General features: G+C 64.9%; 20 protein-coding genes. 7 read left to right on the top strand and 13 right to left on the bottom strand.

Translation table 11 applies throughout. From position 1 onward, the window contains the following. Positions 1–180: 180 nt before the first annotated feature. The 8 genes from AC1VV3_RS02400 to radA form a co-directional block, all read right to left on the bottom strand. Positions 181–1,533, bottom strand: a complete 1,353-nt coding sequence (locus AC1VV3_RS02400) for a M20/M25/M40 family metallo-hydrolase (RefSeq protein WP_431568604.1) — start codon at positions 1,531–1,533, stop codon at positions 181–183. 41 nt (positions 1,534–1,574) lie between these two features. Beyond that, a complete protein-coding gene (locus tag AC1VV3_RS02395; protein WP_132262755.1) occupies positions 1,575–2,159 on the bottom strand; it encodes a DUF805 domain-containing protein in 585 nt (194 codons plus the stop codon). An 18-nt stretch (positions 2,160–2,177) separates the two neighbouring features. Then, positions 2,178–3,716 carry a proline--tRNA ligase gene (gene proS / locus AC1VV3_RS02390; protein ID WP_482961945.1) on the bottom strand — a complete coding sequence of 513 codons (1,539 nt, stop codon included), beginning with the start codon at positions 3,714–3,716 and terminating at the stop codon, positions 2,178–2,180. A 101-nt stretch (positions 3,717–3,817) separates the two neighbouring features. Then, complete coding sequence (phaR, locus tag AC1VV3_RS02385; RefSeq protein ID WP_132264093.1) at positions 3,818–4,375, bottom strand: polyhydroxyalkanoate synthesis repressor PhaR; 558 nt, start codon at positions 4,373–4,375, stop codon at positions 3,818–3,820. A gap of 175 nt (positions 4,376–4,550) precedes the next feature. Then, on the bottom strand, positions 4,551–5,594 hold the full coding sequence (gene alr, locus AC1VV3_RS02380; protein WP_482962070.1) for an alanine racemase: 1,044 nt from the start codon (positions 5,592–5,594) through the stop codon (positions 4,551–4,553). A gap of 157 nt (positions 5,595–5,751) precedes the next feature. Further along, the gene (locus AC1VV3_RS02375; RefSeq protein ID WP_431568606.1) at positions 5,752–6,174 is read right to left on the bottom strand and encodes an iron-sulfur cluster assembly scaffold protein; all 423 of its coding nucleotides are present in this window, start codon (positions 6,172–6,174) and stop codon (positions 5,752–5,754) included. Next, positions 6,174–6,695, bottom strand: coding sequence for a CvpA family protein (locus AC1VV3_RS02370; protein WP_132262749.1), 522 nt, complete (start codon positions 6,693–6,695; stop codon positions 6,174–6,176). Before AC1VV3_RS02370 ends, AC1VV3_RS02375 begins: the two co-directional genes overlap by 1 nt. Before the next feature lie 11 nt (positions 6,696–6,706). After that, entirely contained in the window at positions 6,707–8,083 is a 1,377-nt protein-coding gene (gene radA, locus AC1VV3_RS02365) for a DNA repair protein RadA (RefSeq protein WP_132262747.1), read from the bottom strand. 70 nt (positions 8,084–8,153) lie between these two features. Here radA and AC1VV3_RS02360 point away from each other — a divergent pair, with 70 nt between their 5' ends. Continuing rightward, on the top strand, positions 8,154–10,460 hold the full coding sequence (locus AC1VV3_RS02360; RefSeq protein ID WP_431568607.1) for a patatin-like protein: 2,307 nt from the start codon (positions 8,154–8,156) through the stop codon (positions 10,458–10,460). Between the two features lie 105 nt (positions 10,461–10,565). Here the strand turns inward: AC1VV3_RS02360 and dnaJ are convergent, their stop codons facing one another. After that, entirely contained in the window at positions 10,566–11,696 is a 1,131-nt protein-coding gene (gene dnaJ, locus AC1VV3_RS02355; protein ID WP_431568608.1) for a molecular chaperone DnaJ, read from the bottom strand. 81 nt (positions 11,697–11,777) lie between these two features. Continuing rightward, a complete protein-coding gene (dnaK, locus tag AC1VV3_RS02350) occupies positions 11,778–13,691 on the bottom strand; it encodes a molecular chaperone DnaK (RefSeq protein WP_132262741.1) in 1,914 nt (637 codons plus the stop codon). A 219-nt stretch (positions 13,692–13,910) separates the two neighbouring features. Between dnaK and AC1VV3_RS02345 the strand changes: the two genes are divergently transcribed. Together AC1VV3_RS02345 and AC1VV3_RS02340 are read left to right on the top strand one after the other, a co-directional pair. Continuing rightward, positions 13,911–14,435, top strand: coding sequence for a copper chaperone PCu(A)C (locus AC1VV3_RS02345; RefSeq protein WP_243840831.1), 525 nt, complete (start codon positions 13,911–13,913; stop codon positions 14,433–14,435). 23 nt (positions 14,436–14,458) lie between these two features. Continuing rightward, positions 14,459–14,965, top strand: a complete 507-nt coding sequence (locus tag AC1VV3_RS02340; protein ID WP_431568609.1) for a vgr related protein — start codon at positions 14,459–14,461, stop codon at positions 14,963–14,965. An 81-nt stretch (positions 14,966–15,046) separates the two neighbouring features. Here the strand turns inward: AC1VV3_RS02340 and AC1VV3_RS02335 are convergent, their stop codons facing one another. The 3 genes from AC1VV3_RS02335 to hrcA form a co-directional block, all read right to left on the bottom strand. Next, positions 15,047–15,295, bottom strand: a complete 249-nt coding sequence (locus AC1VV3_RS02335) for a YgdI/YgdR family lipoprotein (RefSeq protein ID WP_243654057.1) — start codon at positions 15,293–15,295, stop codon at positions 15,047–15,049. Between the two features lie 179 nt (positions 15,296–15,474). Continuing rightward, positions 15,475–16,050 carry a nucleotide exchange factor GrpE gene (gene grpE, locus AC1VV3_RS02330; protein WP_431568610.1) on the bottom strand — a complete coding sequence of 192 codons (576 nt, stop codon included), beginning with the start codon at positions 16,048–16,050 and terminating at the stop codon, positions 15,475–15,477. A 16-nt stretch (positions 16,051–16,066) separates the two neighbouring features. Then, positions 16,067–17,110: a heat-inducible transcriptional repressor HrcA gene (gene hrcA / locus AC1VV3_RS02325; protein WP_132262733.1), complete on the bottom strand. Its 1,044-nt coding sequence runs from the start codon at positions 17,108–17,110 to the stop codon at positions 16,067–16,069. A 180-nt stretch (positions 17,111–17,290) separates the two neighbouring features. Between hrcA and rph the strand changes: the two genes are divergently transcribed. From rph to AC1VV3_RS02305, 4 genes are read left to right on the top strand one after another with little or no spacing between them, the layout of a single operon-like run. Then, positions 17,291–18,007, top strand: coding sequence for a ribonuclease PH (gene rph / locus AC1VV3_RS02320; RefSeq protein ID WP_132262731.1), 717 nt, complete (start codon positions 17,291–17,293; stop codon positions 18,005–18,007). Then, positions 18,004–18,651, top strand: a complete 648-nt coding sequence (gene rdgB, locus AC1VV3_RS02315) for an RdgB/HAM1 family non-canonical purine NTP pyrophosphatase (RefSeq protein ID WP_132262729.1) — start codon at positions 18,004–18,006, stop codon at positions 18,649–18,651. Before rph ends, rdgB begins: the two co-directional genes overlap by 4 nt. 9 nt (positions 18,652–18,660) lie before the next feature. Beyond that, a complete protein-coding gene (gene hemW / locus AC1VV3_RS02310; RefSeq protein ID WP_431568611.1) occupies positions 18,661–19,812 on the top strand; it encodes a radical SAM family heme chaperone HemW in 1,152 nt (383 codons plus the stop codon). Continuing rightward, the gene (locus tag AC1VV3_RS02305; protein ID WP_431568612.1) at positions 19,809–20,723 is read left to right on the top strand and encodes a tyrosine recombinase XerC; all 915 of its coding nucleotides are present in this window, start codon (positions 19,809–19,811) and stop codon (positions 20,721–20,723) included. Before hemW ends, AC1VV3_RS02305 begins: the two co-directional genes overlap by 4 nt. Positions 20,724–20,740: the final 17 nt, after the last annotated feature.

The raw sequence follows: 20,740 nt of genomic DNA, 5'->3' as shown, positions 1-20,740 counted from the left end.
CTTTTCCCGATTGGCGACTGTCACGCCAACCCGCTGCCCGACAACAAAGATTTACTTCGCCCCGTGCCAGCAAGCCTCGCGGCGATGGCCCTTGCCCGCAGAGCGGCAGTCTTCCGGATATCTGCAAAAAGATGTCCCCCATCCCTCTATCCCACCGGTAAAATTCAACCAAGGAAGGGATCAAGGCAATTGGGCAAGCGGAGTAAACCCTCCGCCCGGTACGGCTGCCGCGATCGGGCTGACGCTGCCATCGGCCGCGATGGAGCGAACGCCGAGAATCCAGTCGTCTCCGCGCAGGCCGTCCAGCTTGACGCTCGTCTCCGTGGTACGCGCCACCAGCGGCTGCGCTTCCCAGGAGGGGGCATCGGTGCGCCGCCGCCAGACGGAGTACGCCGCGGCGCCGGCAACCGGCTTCCAGGTGACGTCGGTCCAGGTCTTCACCGCCGCATCGGCCGTGGGGGCCGGCGGCATCGGCGCGGCGGCAAGCGCTGCCAGCGCGGCAATGTTGAGGCGCGTCACTTTGGCGAGATAGGCGAAGTCCATCTCGTCGATGGTATCGCCGTAGGTCACGCCGTTCTCGGTGCGCAGGTCCTGGTGCTGGTGGTCATAGTCCTCGATGGCCACCGAGAAGCGAACGGCCGGATTGCCCTGTTCAAGGAAGGGCAACTGGTCTCCGCCGCGGCCCAGGCGATCGGCGCGCCAGACCTGCCTCACCGCGAAGTCGTCCTGCACGTGGCCCGCCAGTTCGGCGATGAAGCGCGAGATATTGCGTCCCGGGCTGTCGTTTTCGCCGCCGAAGCGCCGGGCGTCCGCGCGGGTCTTGTCCGTGGCATCGGCGCGCGGGCCTTCGGAAAACAGCCTTACGTTCTTGTCGTCGACCAGCCCATCGGAGCCATGCGTGCCGCCGACGATGTCGTTGTTGAGCACGGCCTTGACCGTCCAGCCCTGCTTCTTAGCGTAGTCCGCCAGAAGCTTGCCGCCGTAGAGCCCCTGCTCCTCGCCGGAAAGTGCTGCGTAGACGATGGTGCCGGCGAATTTGCGTTTGGAAAGGACACGGGCGGCTTCAAGGACGAGCGCCGTGCCGGAACCGTCGTCATTGGCGCCTGGAGCATCGCTCTTGGCATCCATCACATCGGTTACGCGGCTGTCGATATGGGCCTCGACGATCACCACTTCGTTCGGCCGCTCGGTGCCGCGCTGGATGGCGACCACATCGACCATCTTGACCGGCGCCGGAATGCGCGTGCCGCTGACCATCGCTTCTGGAATGACCACTTCGAGGCAGCCGCCGCAGGCTTTCGACGTCTTGCGGAATTCATCCGCAGCCCAGCGGCGCGCGGCGCCGATGCCGCGCTTGGGATCGGTGTCCGACGACAGCGTGTGACGGGTGCCGAAGGAGACCAGCTTGGCGACATCCGTGCGCATGCGGGCTTCGGAGACGGATGCCGTGAGCCCAGTTTCGTCCGAAGCGCTTGCCGGAAGACTGGAAAGGATCGTGGCGGAAAGAGCTGCGGCGACCAGAATCTTGTTCATGCAGGCGCTTGTCACGCCGGATAGCCGGCTTGGCAAGAGGGTCAGAAGCGAACCGGTGCCTCGCCGTAGCGGTTCGGGCCGGGATTGGATGGCCAGACGCCGAAGATTATCACGATCAGGATGGCGAGATATCCCAGCAGACTCGCGGTGACCATCCGCGACTGCATGGCGAAGGCCGTCTCCAGATTGTCCGCGGAAACCTTCTCCATGGTGGAGACGATTTCATCCATTCTGGACCAGACTATCGCCTTGGACGTGACCGAAAGCAGGAACGTCAGGAGCGAGATCCAGGCAGGCTTGCCGGAATCGTGCAACCTGCGGGCGAACGAGGCGATCAGCAGCAGGCCTGCCGTGAGCGACACGATGGTCGAGACCGTCATCGACGTGCGCATGTAGCCCGCCATCTGGGTCATGACGCGGGCATTCATGTCGTCGCCGGAGACGCCCTGCTGGGCGGCGATGAAGGCGCCCTTCATGATCCCGCCCATCATGGGCATGGCGATCACCATGCCCACGGCGTACTGGATCACGACGAGGAAGAGAACGTAGAACCAGAAGGTCTGCCGGGCATCCCGGCCCTTGAAGTTCATCAGGTTCGTCAGGTTGTACTTGATCGATCCCAACACGTCCTCTTCCCCTTCCGATCAGTAGGACCTTGCGACGTAGATGCGCTCAAGTGCCGGACCGCCGGTGAACACACAATTGCCGGACACCGGCGCAGCATCGAGCGGGGTGTTGCGGATGGTGAGCTTCAGCGTTTTCAGCTTCTGGACGACGGCCTCAAGCGCTTCGCCGGTCGGGCGCGACCATTCGACTTCCACCCAGCCCGGGTAGCGGTTTTCTTCCGAGAAGAAGGCGGCAAGTTCGTCAAAGCTGTCCGCGCGCGAGATGTTCGCGTCCAGCTTGGCCTTGGCTTCGGTGAAGAGCGCGGTCTGGATATCCTCGACCTCGGCAGCGGCGCGCGAAACGAACGCATCCTTGGCCATGCCCACGAAGTTTGCCTTCGCAGCCTCGTTCCAGAGCTTGTCACGGCGCAGCATCGAGACTTGTCCGCCCGCGGCATCACGGCCGCCGATCTCGAGGATCAGCGGAACGCCCTTCTTGACCCAGGCCCAGCGCTTCTGCGTGGCCTTGCCGGGACGCTTGTCGAGCAGGACGCGCAGCGGTTCGCCCAGGGCGAACTGGGTGACCAGCGATTTGCGCAAGTCTTCGCAATAAGCGAGCAGCGCCTCGTCCTCGTCGTTGTCGCGCAGCATCGGCAGGATCACGATCTGCTGCGGCGCGATCATCGGCGGAACGCGCAGGCCGTCATCGTCGCCATGCGTCATGATGACGCCGCCGACCATGCGGGTGGAAGTGCCCCAGCTGGTCGTGTGGGCGTATTGCTGCGTGCCTTCCTTGTCCTGATATTGGATGCCGGCCGCTTCTGCGAAGCCCGTGCCGAGGTAGTGCGAAGTGCCCGCCTGGAGCGCCTTGCCGTCCTGCATCATGGCTTCGATCGAATAAGTCGCCACGGCGCCGGGGAAGCGTTCGTTCTCGGGCTTTTCGCCGGCGATCACCGGCATGGCCAGCTCGGTCTCGGCAAAGTCGCGGTACATTTCGAGCGCGCGCAGCGTCTCGGTCATGGCATCGTCGCGGTCGGCGTGAGCGGTGTGGCCCTCCTGCCAGAGGAACTCGCTGGTGCGCAGGAACATGCGAGTGCGCATTTCCCAGCGCACGACATTGGCCCACTGGTTGACCATGAGCGGCAGGTCGCGCCAGGACTGCACCCAGCGTGCCATGGCCGCGCCGATCGCCGTTTCCGAAGTCGGGCGGACGATCAGCGGTTCTTCGAGCTTCGCTTCGGGATCGGGAACGAGGCCGCCCTTGCCGTCGCCGACAAGGCGATGGTGCGTGACTACCGCCATTTCCTTGGCGAAGCCTTCGACGTGCTCGGCTTCCTTGGCGAAATAGGAAAGCGGAATGAACAGCGGGAAGTAGCAGTTGGTGACGCCAGCGGCCTTGATCCGGTCATCCATGAGGCGCTGGATGCGCTCCCAGATGCCATAGCCCCACGGCTTGATGACCATGCACCCGCGAACACCCGATTCCTCGGCCATTTCGGCTTCGGAAATGACTTCCTGGTACCACTGGGCGAAGTCGTCCTCGCGCTTGGTGGAGAGGGCGTGACGAATGGCGGACACGGGTGCTTCTTCCTGAACTGAGCGATGCGACGGACCATCCGTTGCATTCTGGGCAAGTCGCGGCGCCGATGACGCGCCGCGAAAGCACCCCGCGCAGACCCTTATTTGCCCAGCGCGTCAAGCCTCTTCTGGATTTCCGCCATCTGATCGCGCAGCGCGGAAAGGTCTCCGGTGTCTTCGGCAGCGGGTGCCTTGGGCTCCGGCTTTTCGGCACCGGGCATGAAGGCCGCGGCGGCAGCCTTGAACATGGCCATGTTCTGTTCGGCCAGCTTCGCCAGCGGATTATTGCCCAGGCTGTCTTCGAACGCCTTGTGCAGCTTCGACTGATTGGCCCGGAAATTGTCCATCGACGCTTCGAGATAATGCGGAACCAGCGACTGCATCGAATTGCCGTACATGCTGATGAGTTCGCGCAGGAAGTTGACCGGGAGCATCTGCTCACCGTTCGATTCTTCTTCCATGATGATCTGCGTCAGGATCGTATGCGTGATGTCCGTGCCGCTTTTGGCATCGAGCACTTTGTAATCGACCCCTTCGCGGGTCATCTTGGCAAGATGATCGAGCGTAATGTAGCTCGACGAGCGCGTATTGTAGAGACGACGGTTAGCGTATTTTTTTATGATTACCGTGTTGTCGTCCTGAGACGCCGTTTCAGCCATTTGCCAATCCCCAGTCTGCCTAATTCCCGGCCAGTATGACAAGAGGTTACCACCCACCCTTGTCGCAACGCAACACAAATTGCTGCGCAGCAAAACCGGACCGTGCCTTGCTTATTTTGCCCCAGGTGGGCTCTGCCGCCGACGAAAGGCCAGGGCCTTGTCGCGGCAGATCCGTTCAGCGCCCAAAACGCCGGCCCAGCAGGGTCAGCAATTCATATTGCGAAAGCCCAGATGCCGCCGCGGCTTGCGGAAGCGCGTAATCTGCCGTGATCCAGTCGCCCTCGCCTACGTCCGGCGCGTGAGTCAGGTCGACGACGGTGAGGTCCATGCTGACACGGCCGAGCACCGGCAATTCATGTCCCTTGGCGCGGAACAGGCCTTTGCCCGACCAGCAGCGCAGATAGCCGTCGGCATAGCCGAGCGCGATGGCGCCGACCCGCAAGGGCGCACTTGCGGTATATGTGGCGTTGTAGCCGATCGTCTCTCCGGCAAGCACGTCGCGAACCTGGAGGATCGCCGCCTCGGGACGGACGACCTGCTGCAAATCCTGCTCCATACCGGCCCGCGGAATGCCGCCATAGAGGGCGATGCCCGGTCGCGTCAGGTCGCCATGATAGTCGCTGCCCAGCGCAATGCCGGCGCTGTTGGCCAGACTGGCGCGAATGTGGGGCACTTGCTGTCGCGCTTCCTGCCACTGGGCGCACTGCGCGGCGTTGAGATCGGTTTCTTCCTCGGCCGAGGCCAGGTGCGAAAGCAACAGGTCGATATCGAGCGCGGCTATCGCTTCGTCACCCAGTTCTTCCATGCGAATGCCGAGACGGTTCATGCCGGTATCGACCATGAGATGGCAGCGGCCGCCGCCCGCCTCGGTCCAGCGCCTGGCCTGGGCGAGCGAATTGATCACCGGCGTAATACCGCTTTCGCGCGCAAACGCGGCATCCTGCGGTGTCAAGGGACCGTGCAGCACGGAAAGTGCCGAGGGGCTCACGCAATCGAGCAGGTCCAATGCCTCCCCCCAATGCGCGACGAAGAAGTCATGGCAGCCTGCCGCGTGCAGCACCGGCACCACCTGCTTTGCGCCAAGGCCATAGCCGTTGGCCTTGACCGCGGCACCCGCTCGCGCGGATCCGGACAGGCGGTCCAGCGCCAGCCAGTTGGAGCGCAAGGCATCACGGTCGAAAGCGAGACGGAGGGCGGAGGCAGGAAACTCGGAAAACATCTTCACCACATTGCGCGGACGGCCGTTTCGGAAGGAGACGGCGTTGCTAGCGCCCTCATGTAGACGGAATTGAAGCGAAGAAAACTGCCAAAGTACCCGGTAGCCTTGCAACGATTGCATCTTCATCATGCGGGAAAGCGGGGCGCCCCGCCGCCAGTCAGCCGTCTTTCGAGAATGCCTGAATGGCGGCGCGCCAGGGAAGCACGACGGCGCCGTGCCGACCGGGATAGTCCCGTGCGGCCGCAATCTTCGCCAGGCCGGGCCATTCGGGCATGGGGCCTTCGCCGGATAGCCAGCGCGCCATCGTTTCGCCCGTCACGCAGACTTCTTCGGGACCGCGACCGATGACGGCATCGGCGAAGATAGCCGCGGCGGCCTGGCCGATGGCGCAGGCCTGGCTGCGGATGCCGATGCTCTCCACGGTTCCCTGTTCGCCGAGCGACAGGCCAAGCGCGATCGTGCTGCCGCAGCTCTGGGACCGTGCCTCGCCCTGCAGCGGCAGCGCCTCGCTCCAGGGATAATGCGCCAGCCTGATGGTCAGGCCCAGGACTTCCGGGGTATAGAGAACGGTTGCCGACATCAGGTTCCCGCCGCCTCGGCCCGCAGCGCCTCCCGGCGGCGCTCGGAAATCATCTTCACCAGTGCCTCGCTGCTGGCGTTGACGAAGGGATAAGTCCGCGCTTCCTTCATCCAGGCCGGTCGGCCGCCGATGCCCCAGACCGTGTCATAGCCCAGCACCAGGACAGAGAATCCCAGGATCACGACGATAACGCCCTTCACCGCGCCAAAGCCAAACCCGAGCACACGATCGATCGGACCCAGTACCGAGGCGCGGCTTCGCTTGCCCGCCCAGCTCGCGATCAGCCTTACGACGATGAAAGGCACCAACAGCAGCACCGCAAAAGCGATCACCGGCGTGGCCGTTCCGTCGCCGCTATAAGGAACCAGCCAGGCCGACAGCGGCGTATGCAGCGCCCGGATGGCGAACACCGCGAAGATCCACGCTCCCAAAGCGAGAATCTCCTGCACGAAACCTCTCAGAAATCCGGTGGCGGCACCCACGCCCACAAACACCAGAACAGCAATATCGAAACCGGTCATAAGGCCCCGAACTAGGCATCCGTCAGGATACGGTCAACGAGATTGGGCAACATGGCCAGGCCGGTAAAGTCGATGCCCTTTGCCGTACCTTCGGCATTGGCCCCGCCTGCCGGCCCGATCGCGCGCCCAAAGCCGAGTTTCGCCGATTCCCGCTGACGGATCGATGAATGCGAAACCGGGCGGATCTCCCCTGCGAGCGAGACTTCCCCGAACCAGACCGCATTCTTCGGAAGCGGCCTGTCTCCCAGCGCCGAAATCAGCGCGGCGGCCACGGCAAGGTCCGCTGCCGGATCTGCCAGGCGGTAGCCGCCTGCGACGTTCAGGTAGACTTCCGCGCTGGAGAAATTGAGCCCGCAGCGTGCCTCGAGAACCGCCAGCAGCATGGCCATGCGCCCCGAATCCCAACCAACCACGGCACGGCGCGGCGTTGCCCCGCTCTGGAGCCGGACGATCAGCGCCTGGATTTCCACGAGCACGGGCCGGGTCCCCTCCATGGCGGCGAACACGGCGCTTCCGGCCATTTCCTGATCGCGGCCGGACAGGAACAGCATCGAGGGATTGCCGACTTCGGCCAATCCTGCCCCTTCCATGGCGAAGACGCCGATTTCGTCCACCGGCCCGAAGCGGTTCTTCAGGCTGCGCAGGATACGGTACTGGTGGCTGCGCTCGCCTTCGAACGCCATGACCACGTCGACCATATGTTCCAATACGCGCGGACCGGCGATCGTGCCGTCCTTGGTGACGTGGCCGACGAGCACGAGAGTGACATCGTTCTCCTTGGCATAGCGGATCAGCTCGAAGGCGCAGCCGCGGACCTGGCTGACCGTGCCCGGCGCACCCTCGATCGTGTCGGAATGCATGGTCTGGATCGAATCGATGACCAGCAGGGTCGGCGCGTCCATCATGCCAAGCGTGGTCAGGATGTCCCGCACGGATGTGGCGGAGGCCAGCAGGATCGGCGCCTTCGACAGCCCCAGTCGCTCCGCGCGCAGCCGCACTTGCCCGGCGGCTTCCTCGCCGCTGACATAGACCACGCTGCCGCCGGCCAGGGCGATATGCGCCGAAGCCTGAAGCAGGAGCGTCGATTTGCCGATGCCCGGATCGCCGCCCATCAGGATCGCGGAGCCGGGGACCAGTCCTCCGCCCAGCGCACGGTCGAACTCCGCAAATCCGCTCGCGCGCCGCTTCGGCAATTCGCCTGGCGCATCGAGAGGCGTGAACAGGATCGGCCGCCCCCCGGACGAGAGATCGTGCTTGGAGGAAAACACCGTCTGCGGCGCATCTTCCGCCAGCGTGTTCCACTCCCCGCAATCGGGACATTGACCTTGCCAGCGGGAGGAGACTCCTCCGCAGGCCTGACAGACATATCGACGCTTGGGCTTTGCCATGTCGCCCGATTATCGGGAACGGAATGAGAACGCAATTGCCTTTCCCGAACGATAGCGCCAACATGGAGCAATGCGGCAAAAGGAATTGCGGATCGCGCTGGTCTGCTACGGCGGCATCAGCCTTGCCGTTTACATGCACGGGGTCACCAAGGAACTCTGGAAGGCGCTTCAGGCCAGCCAGGCGTTCTGGGCGGAGGGCGATGCGGAACCGCCGCCGGGGACGGCGCGAGTCTATCACAAGCTGCTCAAGCGACTGGAGGCCGGCAGCAACCTGCGGCTGCGCATACTGACCGACATTGTCGCCGGTGCCAGCGCGGGCGGGATAAACAGCGTATTCCTCTCGCAGGCGATCCATTCGGGACACTCGCTGGAGCCGCTGACCGAGCTTTGGCTGGAAAACGCCGACGTCGACGTCCTGCTCGATCCGGAAGCAAGAGCGCGCAGCCAGGTCACCAAGTTCTGGGCCCGGCCGCTCGTCTCCTACCTGCTGCATCGGCCCGGCAATGCCGTGACGACCAGCGTGGCGCCGGAAACTCGCGAGGAAGTGCGGCAGAAACTCTCGCGGCTGATCCGCTCGCGCTGGTTCGAACCGCCTTTCAGCGGGGTCGGTCTCTCGCGCCTGCTGGCCGGAGCCTTCACGGCGATGGCCGAGACCGAGGCCGGGCCGCCGCTCCTTCCCCATGGCCATCCGATAAATCTCTTCGTGACGGCAACGGACTTCAAGGGACACCTTGAAACCTTGCGCCTGCATTCGCCGGAACTCGTACTGGAAAGCGAGCATCGCCTCAGCATCGGCTTCGAGTCGCGGTCCGGCACCCCTTCCCTTGCCGCCATGCCGGAACTCCTGCTGGCCGCCCGCGCCACGGCGAGTTTCCCGGGTGCCTTCCCGCCGCTCCAGATCGAGGAAATCGGCGGCGTGATTGCGGAACTAGGGCTCGCCTGGCCGGAGCGCGAGGCGTTCTTCCGCCGTGTCATGCCCGAGCACAGCCAGCGCGGAGACCTCGACAATGTTGCGCTCATCGACGGCTCGGTGCTCAACAACGCGCCCTTCGCCGATGCCATGGGCGTGCTGCGCGACCGGCCGGCGACGCGCGAAGTCGATCGCCGTTTCGTCTACATCGACCCCACGCCGGATCGTATCGGCGCCTCGATGCGCCAGGAACGCCGGGCGCCGGGCTTCTTTTCGACGATATTCGGCTCACTGTCCTCGATCCCGCGCGAGCAGCCGATTCGCGACAACCTGGAGGCGCTGGAGCGCGATTCGCAGGAAGTGGCGACGCTGCGGGCCATCGTGCTGGCATTGCGGCCGGAGATCGAGGAGACGGTGGACCGCCTGTTCGGCAATACCTTCTTCCTCGACCGACCAACCCCCAAGCGCCTCTCCGCCTGGCGCGACAAGGCACAGCGCGCGGCGCTGGAACAGGCGGGTTTCGCCTATCACGGATACGTCCAGGTCAAGTTTTCCGGGATCGTCGCCAAGCTGGCCCGGCTCATCTACGAAGGCGCGCCGGAGCTGGGCCTCTCCTCCAGCGAGCCGATCGCGCTGCGGCTTCACGATCATTTCGCCAGCGTCGGGCTGGACCGGATCAAGGGCCTGAAAGGCGACGGTTCGCCGGGGATGATCGGCTTTTTCCGCACGCATGACCTGGCGTTCCGAATTCGGCGGCTTCGCCTGCTGGCACGGCGCGTCACGCAGGAGTGGCAGCAGGAAGAAAGCGTCACGGAAGTAGAGCGGGACAAGGCACGGGAGGCGATCTACGCCGCGCTTGCGCTTTATCTCGACCGCGAGCCGGTCGCTGCGATGGGGGAGACTTTCGCCGCGCTCGCCGCAGCGGTGTTCACCGATCCTGGCGCGGTGATCGATCACATCGAAAAGGTTCGCGACCTGGTGGCGATCGATGCCCGGGTCGATGCCCTCCTGGCGGAAGCCCTGGCCGAAATGCCGCAGGCGCTGCGGCGCCGGGTGCTGCTCGCCTACCTCGGCTTCCCTTTCTACGACACGGTGACCCTGCCGCTGCTGCGCGGCGAGGGCCTGACGGAGTTCGATCCGATTCGCGTCGACCGCATTTCGCCTGAGGATTGCCACATGATCCGGCAAGGTCCGGTGCTTCGCGGCACCGAGTTCTTCAACTTCGGTGCCTTCTTCAGCCGCGCCTATCGCGAGAACGACTACCTCTGGGGCCGATTGCACGGCGCCGAGCGGATGATCGACCTGATTTCCTCAACCGCCGAGGGCGAACATGCCCTGCTGGAAGGCGAACTCTGGACCTTCAAGCGGGAGGCTTTCCTGGCCGTGCTCGAAGAGGAAAAGGATCGCCTCACGGCCGATCCCACTCTGGTGCGGAACGTGCGGGAAGAAGTGCTGAGAGGCGGCTGACGTTCGGCCAAAAAACGTCGGCCAAAAACGTCGGCCCAAAAAACAACGTCGCCCCGGATCAGGTCCGGGACGACGTTTTTGTTCGGTCATTCGGCCTAATGGGGGTTATTCCGTCAGGTCGTTCCAGGCTTCCTTGATGCGGTCGAAGAAGCCTTTGGACTGCGGGCATTCGTCGCCGGTTTCGGTCGACTGCAGCTCGCGCAGGATTTCCTTCTGGCGGGCGGAAAGCTTGGTCGGCGTTTCCACGCTGATCTCGATGACGAGATCGCCGCGGCCGCGCCCCTGCAGGACAGGCATGCCCGCGCCGCGCTTGCGCAGCTGCTTGCCCGACTGGATGCCCGCCGGAATGTCGACCGAAAGGCCCTCGCCATCCATGCCGGGAATCTCGATCGAGCCGCCCAGTGCCGCCGTGGTAAAAGTGATCGGAACGCGCGTGATCAGCGTCGTGCCGTCACGTTCGAACACCCGGTGCCGTTTGACATGCAGGAAGATATAGAGATCTCCCGGAGGCGCGCCGAAGGGACCGGCCTCGCCCTTGCCGGAAAGGCGGATGCGGGTGCCGGAATCGACGCCCGGCGGGATGTCCACCTGCAAGGTCTGGGGCTTGTCGACCCGGCCCTCGCCGCCGCAGGAGCGGCATGGCTTCTCGATCACTTCGCCCCGACCGTGGCAGGTGGGGCAAGTGCGTTCCACCACGAAGAAGCCCTGCTGCGCCCGGACCTTGCCATTGCCGCCGCACATGTTGCAGCCGCGCTTGCCGGTTCCCGGCTCGGCGCCCGAACCGCCGCAAGGCTCGCAGCCCTGCGAGACTTCGATGGTGATCTCGGTCTGCTTGCCGTGGAAGGCTTCGTCCAGACTGACTTCCATGTCGTAACGCAAGTCGGCACCGCGACGCGCCTGCTGACGCCCGCCTCCACCGAAGGCGCTGCCGAAGATGGATTCGAAGATGTCCCCGATATCGCCGAACTCGGCGCCGCCGGGATGACCGCCGCCGCCCATTCCCTGCTGGAATGCGGCATGGCCGTAACGATCGTAGGCCGCCCGCTTCTGGGGGTCCTTGAGGCAGTCGTAAGCCTCGCTGATCTGCTTGAAACGCGCTTCGGAATCGCCGCAGCCCGGGTTCTTGTCCGGATGATGCCGCATGGCGAGGCGGCGGTAGGACGACTTGATGGTCTTGTCGTCGGCGCTGCGCTCTACTTCCAGCAGTTCGTAATAATCGATTTCAGTCGCTGACACGTCTTATACTTCCCCGCGTACGACCCGGTCGCCACCGGCACGTCGTGCACCGGTGGCGATCGCGGTTTTCATGAGGACTCGTCAGCCCTTGTTGTTTTCGTCGACTTCCGAGAACTCGGCGTCGACGACATCGTCATCGGCACCGGCCGGAGCGGCTTCCGGCGAAGCGCCCGAGGCCTGTTCCTTCTCGTAGATGGCCTGGCCCATCTTCATCGCGACTTCGGTCAGCGCCTGCGACTTGGCGGTGATCTCGGCGGGTTCGCCGCCTTCGATCGCCGTCTTGGTCTCGGCAATGGCCGCTTCGACTTCGGACTTCAGCCCGGCGTCGATCTTGTCGCCATGTTCGGCGATCTGCTGCTCGGTCGCGTGGACGAGGCTGTCGGCGTTGTTCTTGGCCTCTGCGGCCTCACGACGCTTCTTGTCCTCTTCGGCGAACTTCTCGGCATCCTTGACCATCTGGTCGATGTCGTTGTCCGACAGACCGCCCGAAGCCTGGATGCGGATCTGCTGCTCCTTGCCGGTGCCCTTGTCCTTGGCGGAGACGTTGACGATGCCGTTGGCGTCGATGTCGAACGTGACTTCGATCTGCGGCACGCCCCGGCGCGCGGCCGGAATGCCGACCAGGTCGAACTGGCCGAGCATCTTGTTGTCCTGCGCCATCTCGCGCTCGCCCTGGAACACGCGGATGGTCACCGCCTGCTGGTTATCCTCGGCGGTCGAGTAGACCTGGCTCTTCTTGGTCGGGATCGTCGTATTGCGGTCGATCATCTTGGTCATGATGCCGCCCAGCGTCTCGATACCCAGCGACAGCGGGGTGACGTCGAGCAGGAGCACGTCCTTGACGTCGCCCTGAAGCACGCCGGCCTGGATCGCGGCGCCCATGGCAACCACTTCGTCAGGGTTCACGCCGGTGTGCGGGTCCTTGCCGAAGAAGTCCTTCACGACTTCGCGCACCTTGGGCATGCGGGTCATGCCGCCCACGAGCACGACGTCGTCGATGTCCTTGGCCGAAAGACCGGCATCGGCGATCGCCTTGCGGCAGGGTTCCAGCGTGCGCTGGATCAGGTCCGCAACCATCTTTTCGAGGTCGGCGCGGGTGACGGTTTCGACGAGGTGCAGCGGAGTGGTGGCGCCGCCTTCCATGCGTGCGGTGATGAAGGGCAGGTTGACCTCGGTCGTCGCGGTGGACGAGAGTTCGATCTTCGCCTTCTCGGCCGCTTCCTTCAGACGCTGCAGAGCGAGCTTGTCGCTGCGCAGGTCCATGCCTTCCTTGGCCTTGAACTTGTCGGCCAGCCATTCGACCAGCTTGGTGTCGAAGTCTTCACCGCCCAGGAACGTGTCGCCGTTGGTCGACTTCACTTCGAACACGCCGTCGCCGATTTCGAGGATCGAAACGTCGAAGGTGCCGCCGCCAAGGTCGTAGACGGCGATGGTCTTGCCGTCCTGCTTGTCGAGGCCATAGGCCAGTGCGGCCGCGGTCGGCTCGTTGATGATGCGCAGCACTTCAAGACCGGCGATCTGGCCGGCGTCCTTGGTCGCCTGGCGCTGCGCGTCGTTGAAGTAGGCGGGCACGGTGATGACGGCCTGCGTCACGGTCTCGCCGAGGTACGATTCGGCGGTTTCCTTCATCTTCTGCAGAGTGAAGGCCGAGATCTGCGAGGGGCTGTACTCTTCGCCGCCGGCCTGGACCCAAGCGTCGCCGTTCTTGCCCTTGACGATGTGGTACGGAACCAGCTCGGTGTCCTTCTTGGTCACCGGGTCGTCGAAGCGGCGGCCGATCAGGCGCTTCACCGCGAAAATCGTGTTGTCGCCGTTGGTCACGGCCTGGCGCTTTGCGGGCTGCCCGATCAGGCGTTCACCATCCTTGGTGAAAGCGACGATCGAGGGCGTGGTGCGCGCGCCTTCGGAGTTCTCGATAACCTTGGGCTTGCCGCCGTCCATCACGGCGACGCAGCTGTTGGTGGTGCCGAGGTCGATACCAATTACTTTTGCCATTATCCCCATTCCTCACGTCAGTGGATGACACCATGCGGATCGCCTCCCTCCATAAGGCAAGGCGGCTTGCACAGCTCGATGACGTTCAAAGTCGTCGGAGCCGCATATAGGTGTGGTTTCGCTTGGAACAAGTCTGTCGCGATGGCATTACGCGGGGGAAATTTTCAGCGCCCCGAAACTCTTCGCGATCAGGGGCCTGCCCGAGAGGATCCATCCGCCGTGAAGCCCTTTTCCCTGCTTGCCTTTACCAGTGCCTCCGCCCTGCTCGTCTCGCTTGCCGCCTGCAAGCAGAGCGAGGCGCCGGCGCCGCAGGAAAGCGCCTCGCTTGACGCCGGGCCAACCGCGAAGCCCGGCATCAGCGCCAGCGACGGCCACCTCATTCTTCCGGTCGTGGCCGGCCGCCCCGGCGCGGTCTACTTCACCGTGCGCAATGACGGTTCGGTGCCGGTGAAGCTCGTCGGCGTCCATGTCGGCGGCGCCGGTAGCGCCCAGATGCACAAGACGGAGGGCGGCAGCATGGCCGCCGTCGATTCGCTCGATCTCGCGCCCGGCGCCCAGGTCGATTTCAAGCAGGGCGGCATGCACGTCATGGTGTTCGACATCGGCGAGACGGTAAAGGCCAGCGAGACGGCTGAATTGACCCTGACCTTCTCCGACGGCGACAAGCTCTCGATGCCGCTTCGGGTCGAAACCATGGGCGGGGATATGGGCGGCGGCAGCGACATGCCCGGAATGGACCACTGACCACCCATTTGTCTGGGGAACCCTTGCCAGAAGCAATCGCGCCCCCGCCCTGCCTGCCGGGGGCCGAGCGCCCGCTGACACCGGGTGAGATCGCGCTGGTCCAATCGGTTTTCGGCGACGCGTTGGACTGCGCGCCCGTTCGCATCCGGCGGCGCAAATGGTTTCCCTTCCAGCCTGCCAATGTCGTCATGGCGCCTTGCGGGCACCTTCATTTCCACCGCGGCTCCGCGCTTTATCAGGACGATTTCGCCGGAGCGCCGATCGGGCTCCAGGGGTTGTTCATCCATGAAATGACGCATGTCTGGCAGACCCAGCGCAAAGGCCGCTGGTATCTTCCGCTCATGCGCCATCCGCTCTGCCGCTACGATTATGCCTTGCGGCCGGGATGGACGCTCGGTCGCTACGGGATCGAGCAGCAGGCCGAAATCGTGCGCCACGCGTTCCTGCTCGATCGGGGATGGCGAGTTCCAGGTGCACCGCCGCTCGCCAGCTATGACGGCATCCTGCCGTTCGGCCGGATTTCAGACTAGGCTCCCAGCGCATTAAGAAAGGGGCGCGAGTTTCCCCGCGCCCCTTTCTTATGTGTAAGCAGACCGGTCAGGCCGGCGCGATCAGCAGTCGCGGTCCCAGTAGCGGTCGCCGCGGCGATCGTAACGATAGCAGCCATTGTGCTTCTTCTGGGTCGAGCCGACAGCCGCACCGGCAGCAGCGCCGACGGCGGCACCGGCGCCGACGTCACCCGCCAGCGCGCCAACGCCCGCGCCCAGCGCGCCGCCGGCCAGGGCGCCTTCGCCGCCGTAGTTGCTTGCACAGCCAGCCACGCCCAGGGCGCCGGCGGCCAAGATAGGAAGAATGAGCATTCGCATGGGATCTCTCCGCTGAAAATCAGTTGCCTGACTGATCAACGGCCCCGATGCGGAGGGGTTCCATAAGGCCCTGCAAACGAACGACACCGTGCCCCCGTTCGTCTCTCAAGGCCTTGACGAACCTTGAAGACCAACAGCAGGCACGGCGGGTAACAGGGATCAGGAAAGCCGGATCAGTCCGGCTTCTTTGCCACGGCCACCATGGCAGGACGCAGCAGGCGGTCCTTGATCATATAACCGGCCTGGAGTTCCTGGACGACCGTGCCGGGCTCGACATCGGCCGAGGGAACCTCGATCATCGCCTGGTGCTGGTTCGGGTCGAGCGGCATGCCCATCGCGGCGATGCGGCTGATGCCGTGGTTGGTGAACACCTTCTCGATCTCGCGGCCAGTCGCCTCGATGCCGGCGACGATGCCCTTCAGCTTCTCGTCCTCGCGCAGTTCGCTCGGGATCGACGAAAGCGCGCGGGACAGGTTGTCCGCCACCGAGAGAATGTCGCGGGCAAAGCCGGTCGCGGCATAGGCGCGGGTGTCGGCCACGTCCTTTTCAAGGCGGCGGCGCACGTTCTGGGTCTCGGCACGGGCGTAAAGCACGTCCTGCTTGGCGATTTCCAGTTCCTCGCGGAGCTTGGCGATTTCACCGCCGTCCTTATCGCTGTCGATCATGTCTTCGGGCACGCCCTTCAGTTCTTCCGCGATGGCGGGATCTACAGTCTGACCCTCTGGCGGCTGGGTCTTGTCGTCAGTCATTATTGTAAGGTTCCAACTATCCGATGAGCTTGCCCAGGCTCTGGGCAGTGAAGTCCACCATGGGGACGACGCGCGCATAATTCAACCGAGTCGGGCCGATTACCCCCACTACGCCGACGACCCTGCCCTCGCGATCCCGATAGGGCGAAGCGATGACCGAGGAGCCGGAAAGCGCGAAAAGCCGGTTTTCCGATCCGATGAATATCCTGGTCGAATCCGCCTCGCGCGCCGTCTCCAGCAACTCGGCGACGGACTGCTTGTTTTCCAGGTCGTCAAGCAGCGAGCGGACGCGTTCGAGATCAGAAAGCGCCGATTCGTCGAGGAGATTGGCCTGCCCACGCACGATCAGCACCGGCCGTGCGGTCGCATCCTCGCTCCACACGGCAAGGCCGCGCTCCACGAGGTCGCGGCTGGCCGTATCGAGCGCCGACTTGCCGGTGGCGATGTCGGACCGCATCGCCCGGGCCGCCTCGCCCAGGGTGCGGCCGGCGAGATGGGCAGTGATGTAGTTCGAGGCTTCCTCCAGCGCGCCGGGCGGCAGACTGGCGGGCAGTTCGATGATCCGGTTCTCCACCGCGCCTTCTTCGCCCACGAGCACCGCCAGCGCCCGGCCGGGGCCGAGCGGAACGATCTGCAAGTGCATCAGACGCGGCTCGCGGCGCGGCACCATGACTACGCCGGCGCCCGACGTGAGGTTCGACAGCAAGGCGCTGGTCGCCTCGAGCGCGGCCTCGATCGGCCCCGGCGCGGCAATCCGGCTCTCGATGGCGAGCCGTTCCTCGGCGGTCGGTTCCGCCACTTGCATGATGCCGTCCACGAACAGGCGCAGCCCGGCCTCGGTCGGCAGGCGTGCCGCGCTTATGTGGGGGGCGGCCAGCAGTCCCAGCGATTCGAGGTCGGCCAGGACCGAGCGGATCGATGCCGAGGACAATTTCACGCCGCCCGGCCCGGCCAGGACCTTCGAGCCGACCGGGCTTCCGGTGGCGATATAGCCCTCCACGACGAGGCGGAAAATCTCGCGCGCGCGGTCGGTCAGTTCCAGGATGGGTGGTGTCGGCATTCGTCCTCAACTTAGGGATTGCCGCCAAGGCCTCAAGTCCCATGGCGCGATGTCGGAGCGACTATCGCGCTTTTTCCCTTGGACACACTCGATTGTCGCATTTTCCACGCGCTCAGGTGTTTCCACCGGGGCGGAAAATGCTCTAGGGGGCGCAGGCAATTTTAGACCAAAGGAACCTCCATGCGACCTTCCGGCCGTACGCCCGACGAGATGCGCGCTATCGACATCCAGACCGGTTTCACCAAGCACGCCGAAGGCTCGGTGTTGATTTCCTTCGGTGATACTCGTGTGCTCGTCACCGCTTCGGTCGAGGAAAAGGTTCCGCCGTTCCTTCGCGGCAAGGGCGAAGGCTGGGTCACGGCCGAATACTCGATGCTGCCCCGCGCCACTCACACCCGTGGCAGCCGCGAAGCCGCCAAGGGCAAGCAGTCGGGCCGCACCCAGGAAATCCAGCGCCTGATCGGCCGCAGCTTGCGCGCCGTGGTCGACATGAAGAAGCTCGGCGAGCGCCAGATCGTGCTCGACTGTGACGTGCTCCAGGCCGATGGCGGCACTCGCACCGCCTCCATCTCGGGCGCCTGGGTCGCGCTGCGCCTGGCCGTCGACAAGCTGATGGCCGAAGGCAAGATCAAGGAAGATCCGATCAACGCCCGCGTTGCCGCGATCTCCTGCGGCATCTGCGAGGGTACGCCGGTGCTCGACCTCGACTATATCGAAGACAGCTCGGCCGATGCCGATGCCAACTTCGTGCTGATCGAAGGCGGCATGATCGCCGAGGCCCAGGCAACCGCCGAAGGCGCGACTTATGACGAGGAAGGCCTGCTGCGCCTCCTGCGCCTGGCCCGCATCGGCTGCGACCGGATCTTCGCCGCCCAGGCCAAGGCCGTCGGCCGGTGAGCAATCGCCGCCTCCAGGGCGAACGTCTCGTTATTGCCACGCACAATGCGGGCAAGCTTCGGGAAATCGGCGCCCTGCTCGCGCCGTTCGGGATCGAGTGCGTTTCCGCCGGCGAACTCGGCCTGCCCGAGCCGGAAGAGACGGGCACGACGTTCGTGGAGAACGCGCTGCTCAAGGCCCATGCGGCCGCCAAGGCAGCGCAGCTTCCCGCGCTGGCGGACGATAGCGGCATGTCGGTGACGGCGCTGGGCGGAAGGCCCGGCGTCTACACCGCCGACTGGGCCGAGCGGCAGTGGTTCGAGGGCGAGCCGGGCAAGGCCTGGGAAGGCCGCGACTGGTTCATGGCGATGGGCAAGGTCGAGGGTCTGCTCTGCGAGCAAGGCCAGGATGTCGACCGTTCTTGCTGGTTTTCCTGCGTGCTCGCGATCGCCTGGCCCGATGGGGCAGAGGCCGTTTACGAAGGTCGCTCCAACGGCACCTTCACCTGGCCGCCGCGCGGCAAGCTGGGCTTCGGCTACGATCCCTGCTTCGTGCCCGACGGCCTCGACCAGACTTTCGCCGAGATCGCGCCAGAAAAGAAGCACGAGATCAGCCACCGCGCCGATGCTTTCGCCAAGCTGGTCGCGGAGCAGTTCCCGGGCTAATCTGTCACGATGGCCCGCGCGCTCTATATTCACTGGCCGTTCTGCCTCGCAAAGTGCCCCTATTGCGACTTCAACAGCCATGTCCGCGAGCGGGTGGAGATCGAACGCTGGGAAGCGGGCCTGCTCGCCGACATGCGCCACGAACACGCGGTTGCGGGCGGCGAGCGGCTCGATTCCATCTTCTTCGGCGGCGGCACGCCTTCGTTGATGCCCCCTGCCCTCGTCGCGCGGCTGCTGGACGAGGCCGAGAAGCTCTGGGGCTTTTCGCAAGGGATCGAGATCACTCTGGAGGGCAACCCCTCCTCGGTGGAAGCCGGCAATTATGCGGCTCTCGCGGCGGCGGGGGTCAACCGTGTCTCGCTGGGGCTCCAGGCGCTCGATAACCAGACCTTGCGGTTTTTGGGCCGCCTGCACGATGCGCAGGAAGGGCTGAAGGCGCTTGAAGTGGCGCAGCAGAACTTCTCGCGCGTCAGCTTCGACCTGATCTACGCGCGGCCGGGCCAGAGCCTCGACCAGTGGCAGGCAGAACTCGCCCACGCCCTCTCTTACGGCACGGGCCACCTCTCGCTCTACCAGCTCACCATCGAACCCGGCACGAAGTTCGCCACGATGGTGCGCCAGCAGGAATTCGCTCCGCTGGACGAAGACGCCTGTGCCGACATGTTCGCGCTGACGCGCGAGATGACGGCCGCGGCAGGACTGCCCGCCTACGAAATCAGCAATCATGCCCGGCCCGGCGAGGAAAGCCGCCATAACCTGACTTATTGGCGCTATCAGGACTATTGCGGCATCGGCCCCGGCGCTCACGGGCGGCGCGGCGGCGTGGCCACGACGCGCCACCGCAAGCCCGAAAACTGGCTCGAAGCCATCGATCTGCACGCGCAGGGGATCAACGAAGTCCGCGATCTCGGACGCCGCGAACAGGCGAGCGAAGCCATGCTCATGGGCCTGCGCCTGCGCGAAGGCGTGGACCTCGATGCGCTTGCGGCCCGATTCGGACTGGATGCCGCGCAGCTCTGCGATCCCGGCAAGGCCGCTTTCTACGAGAAGCAGGGCCTGGTCCACCGCGCGGGCACGCACCTCCACGTCACCGAGGACGGCATGCCGCTGCTCGATGGCTTGCTGGGTGAGATTGTGCCCGTGGACCTCGTCGAGCCGTGAACCCGCCATCGGGCACGACCAAAGCGGACCTGCTCGAAGCCTGGGGCAACCACCTCGGCAATGGACGCCGCCGCAGCCCTCACACGGTTCGCGCCTATATCGCCACGGCCGCCCGGTTGATCGACGGTGCCAGGGCCTGCGACTGGACCTCGCTGGCCCGCCTTGAGGCGGCCGACTTGCGCGTTCACCTCGCCACCCGGCGTGAGGACGGAATCGGCAACAGTTCGGCCGCTCGCGAACTCTCGGCGCTCAAGAGCTTCCTGTCCTTTGCGCGCGAGCAGGCCGGCGTTGCCCATGCCGCCGCGCCGCGCCTTCGCGGACCGCGCGTCAAGAAGGGACTGCCACGCCCGGTCACGCCGGACGAAGCGGTCAACCTGGCCACCCTGGTCGAGGAAGATGCCCGCGAGCCGTGGATCGGCGCGCGCGATCGTGCCGTTCTGCTCCTTCTCTACGGCGCCGGCATGCGCATCGCGGAAGCCCTGTCTATCGCCGGAGCCGCGCTGCCGCTGGGCGAGACGCTGGTGGTTACCGGCAAGGGCGGCAAGCAGCGCATGGTTCCGCTCCTGCCCATCGTGCGCGAGGGCGTGGCCGATTATCTCGACAAATGCCCTTGGCCGATGAAGGCGGACGAGCCGATCTTTCGGGGCGCCAAAGGCGGAGCCCTGTCGCAAGGCATGGTGCAGAAGGCGGTCGCGCGCGCCCGGATCGTGCTCGGGCTGCCGGACAGCGCCACGCCGCACGCCTTGCGCCACAGCTTCGCCACGCATTTGCTGGGCGCGGGCGCCGACCTGAGGAGCCTGCAGGAACTGCTGGGCCATGTAAGCCTGGGTTCGACGCAGATATATACCAAGGTCGATGCCGCGACGCTGCTGGACGTCTATCGTAACGCCCATCCGCGCGAACAGGGCTGAAACGCTGCGGGGGACGG

This window comes from Novosphingobium sp. BL-S-34 (assembly GCF_056857015.1).
The sequence above is the reverse complement of the archived record's forward strand: the minus strand, read 5'-3'. Positions and strand labels throughout refer to the sequence as shown.

What these genes read in the sequence shown, in the direction of transcription:
- AC1VV3_RS02360 (WP_431568607.1), top strand. Translation starts at nt 8,154, where the DNA reads ATGCGGCAAAAGGAATTGCGGATCGCGCTGGTCTGCTACGGCGGCATC.
- AC1VV3_RS02335 (WP_243654057.1), bottom strand. Translation starts at nt 15,295, where the DNA reads ATGCTCATTCTTCCTATCTTGGCCGCCGGCGCCCTGGGCGTGGCTGGC.
- grpE (WP_431568610.1), bottom strand. Translation starts at nt 16,050, where the DNA reads ATGACTGACGACAAGACCCAGCCGCCAGAGGGTCAGACTGTAGATCCC.
- AC1VV3_RS02375 (WP_431568606.1), bottom strand. Translation starts at nt 6,174, where the DNA reads ATGTCGGCAACCGTTCTCTATACCCCGGAAGTCCTGGGCCTGACCATC.
- rph (WP_132262731.1), top strand. Translation starts at nt 17,291, where the DNA reads ATGCGACCTTCCGGCCGTACGCCCGACGAGATGCGCGCTATCGACATC.
- AC1VV3_RS02370 (WP_132262749.1), bottom strand. Translation starts at nt 6,695, where the DNA reads ATGACCGGTTTCGATATTGCTGTTCTGGTGTTTGTGGGCGTGGGTGCC.
- phaR (WP_132264093.1), bottom strand. Translation starts at nt 4,375, where the DNA reads ATGGCTGAAACGGCGTCTCAGGACGACAACACGGTAATCATAAAAAAA.
- hemW (WP_431568611.1), top strand. Translation starts at nt 18,661, where the DNA reads ATGGCCCGCGCGCTCTATATTCACTGGCCGTTCTGCCTCGCAAAGTGC.
- radA (WP_132262747.1), bottom strand. Translation starts at nt 8,083, where the DNA reads ATGGCAAAGCCCAAGCGTCGATATGTCTGTCAGGCCTGCGGAGGAGTC.
- alr (WP_482962070.1), bottom strand. Translation starts at nt 5,594, where the DNA reads ATGTTTTCCGAGTTTCCTGCCTCCGCCCTCCGTCTCGCTTTCGACCGT.
- AC1VV3_RS02400 (WP_431568604.1), bottom strand. Translation starts at nt 1,533, where the DNA reads ATGAACAAGATTCTGGTCGCCGCAGCTCTTTCCGCCACGATCCTTTCC.
- hrcA (WP_132262733.1), bottom strand. Translation starts at nt 17,110, where the DNA reads ATGCCGACACCACCCATCCTGGAACTGACCGACCGCGCGCGCGAGATT.
- dnaK (WP_132262741.1), bottom strand. Translation starts at nt 13,691, where the DNA reads ATGGCAAAAGTAATTGGTATCGACCTCGGCACCACCAACAGCTGCGTC.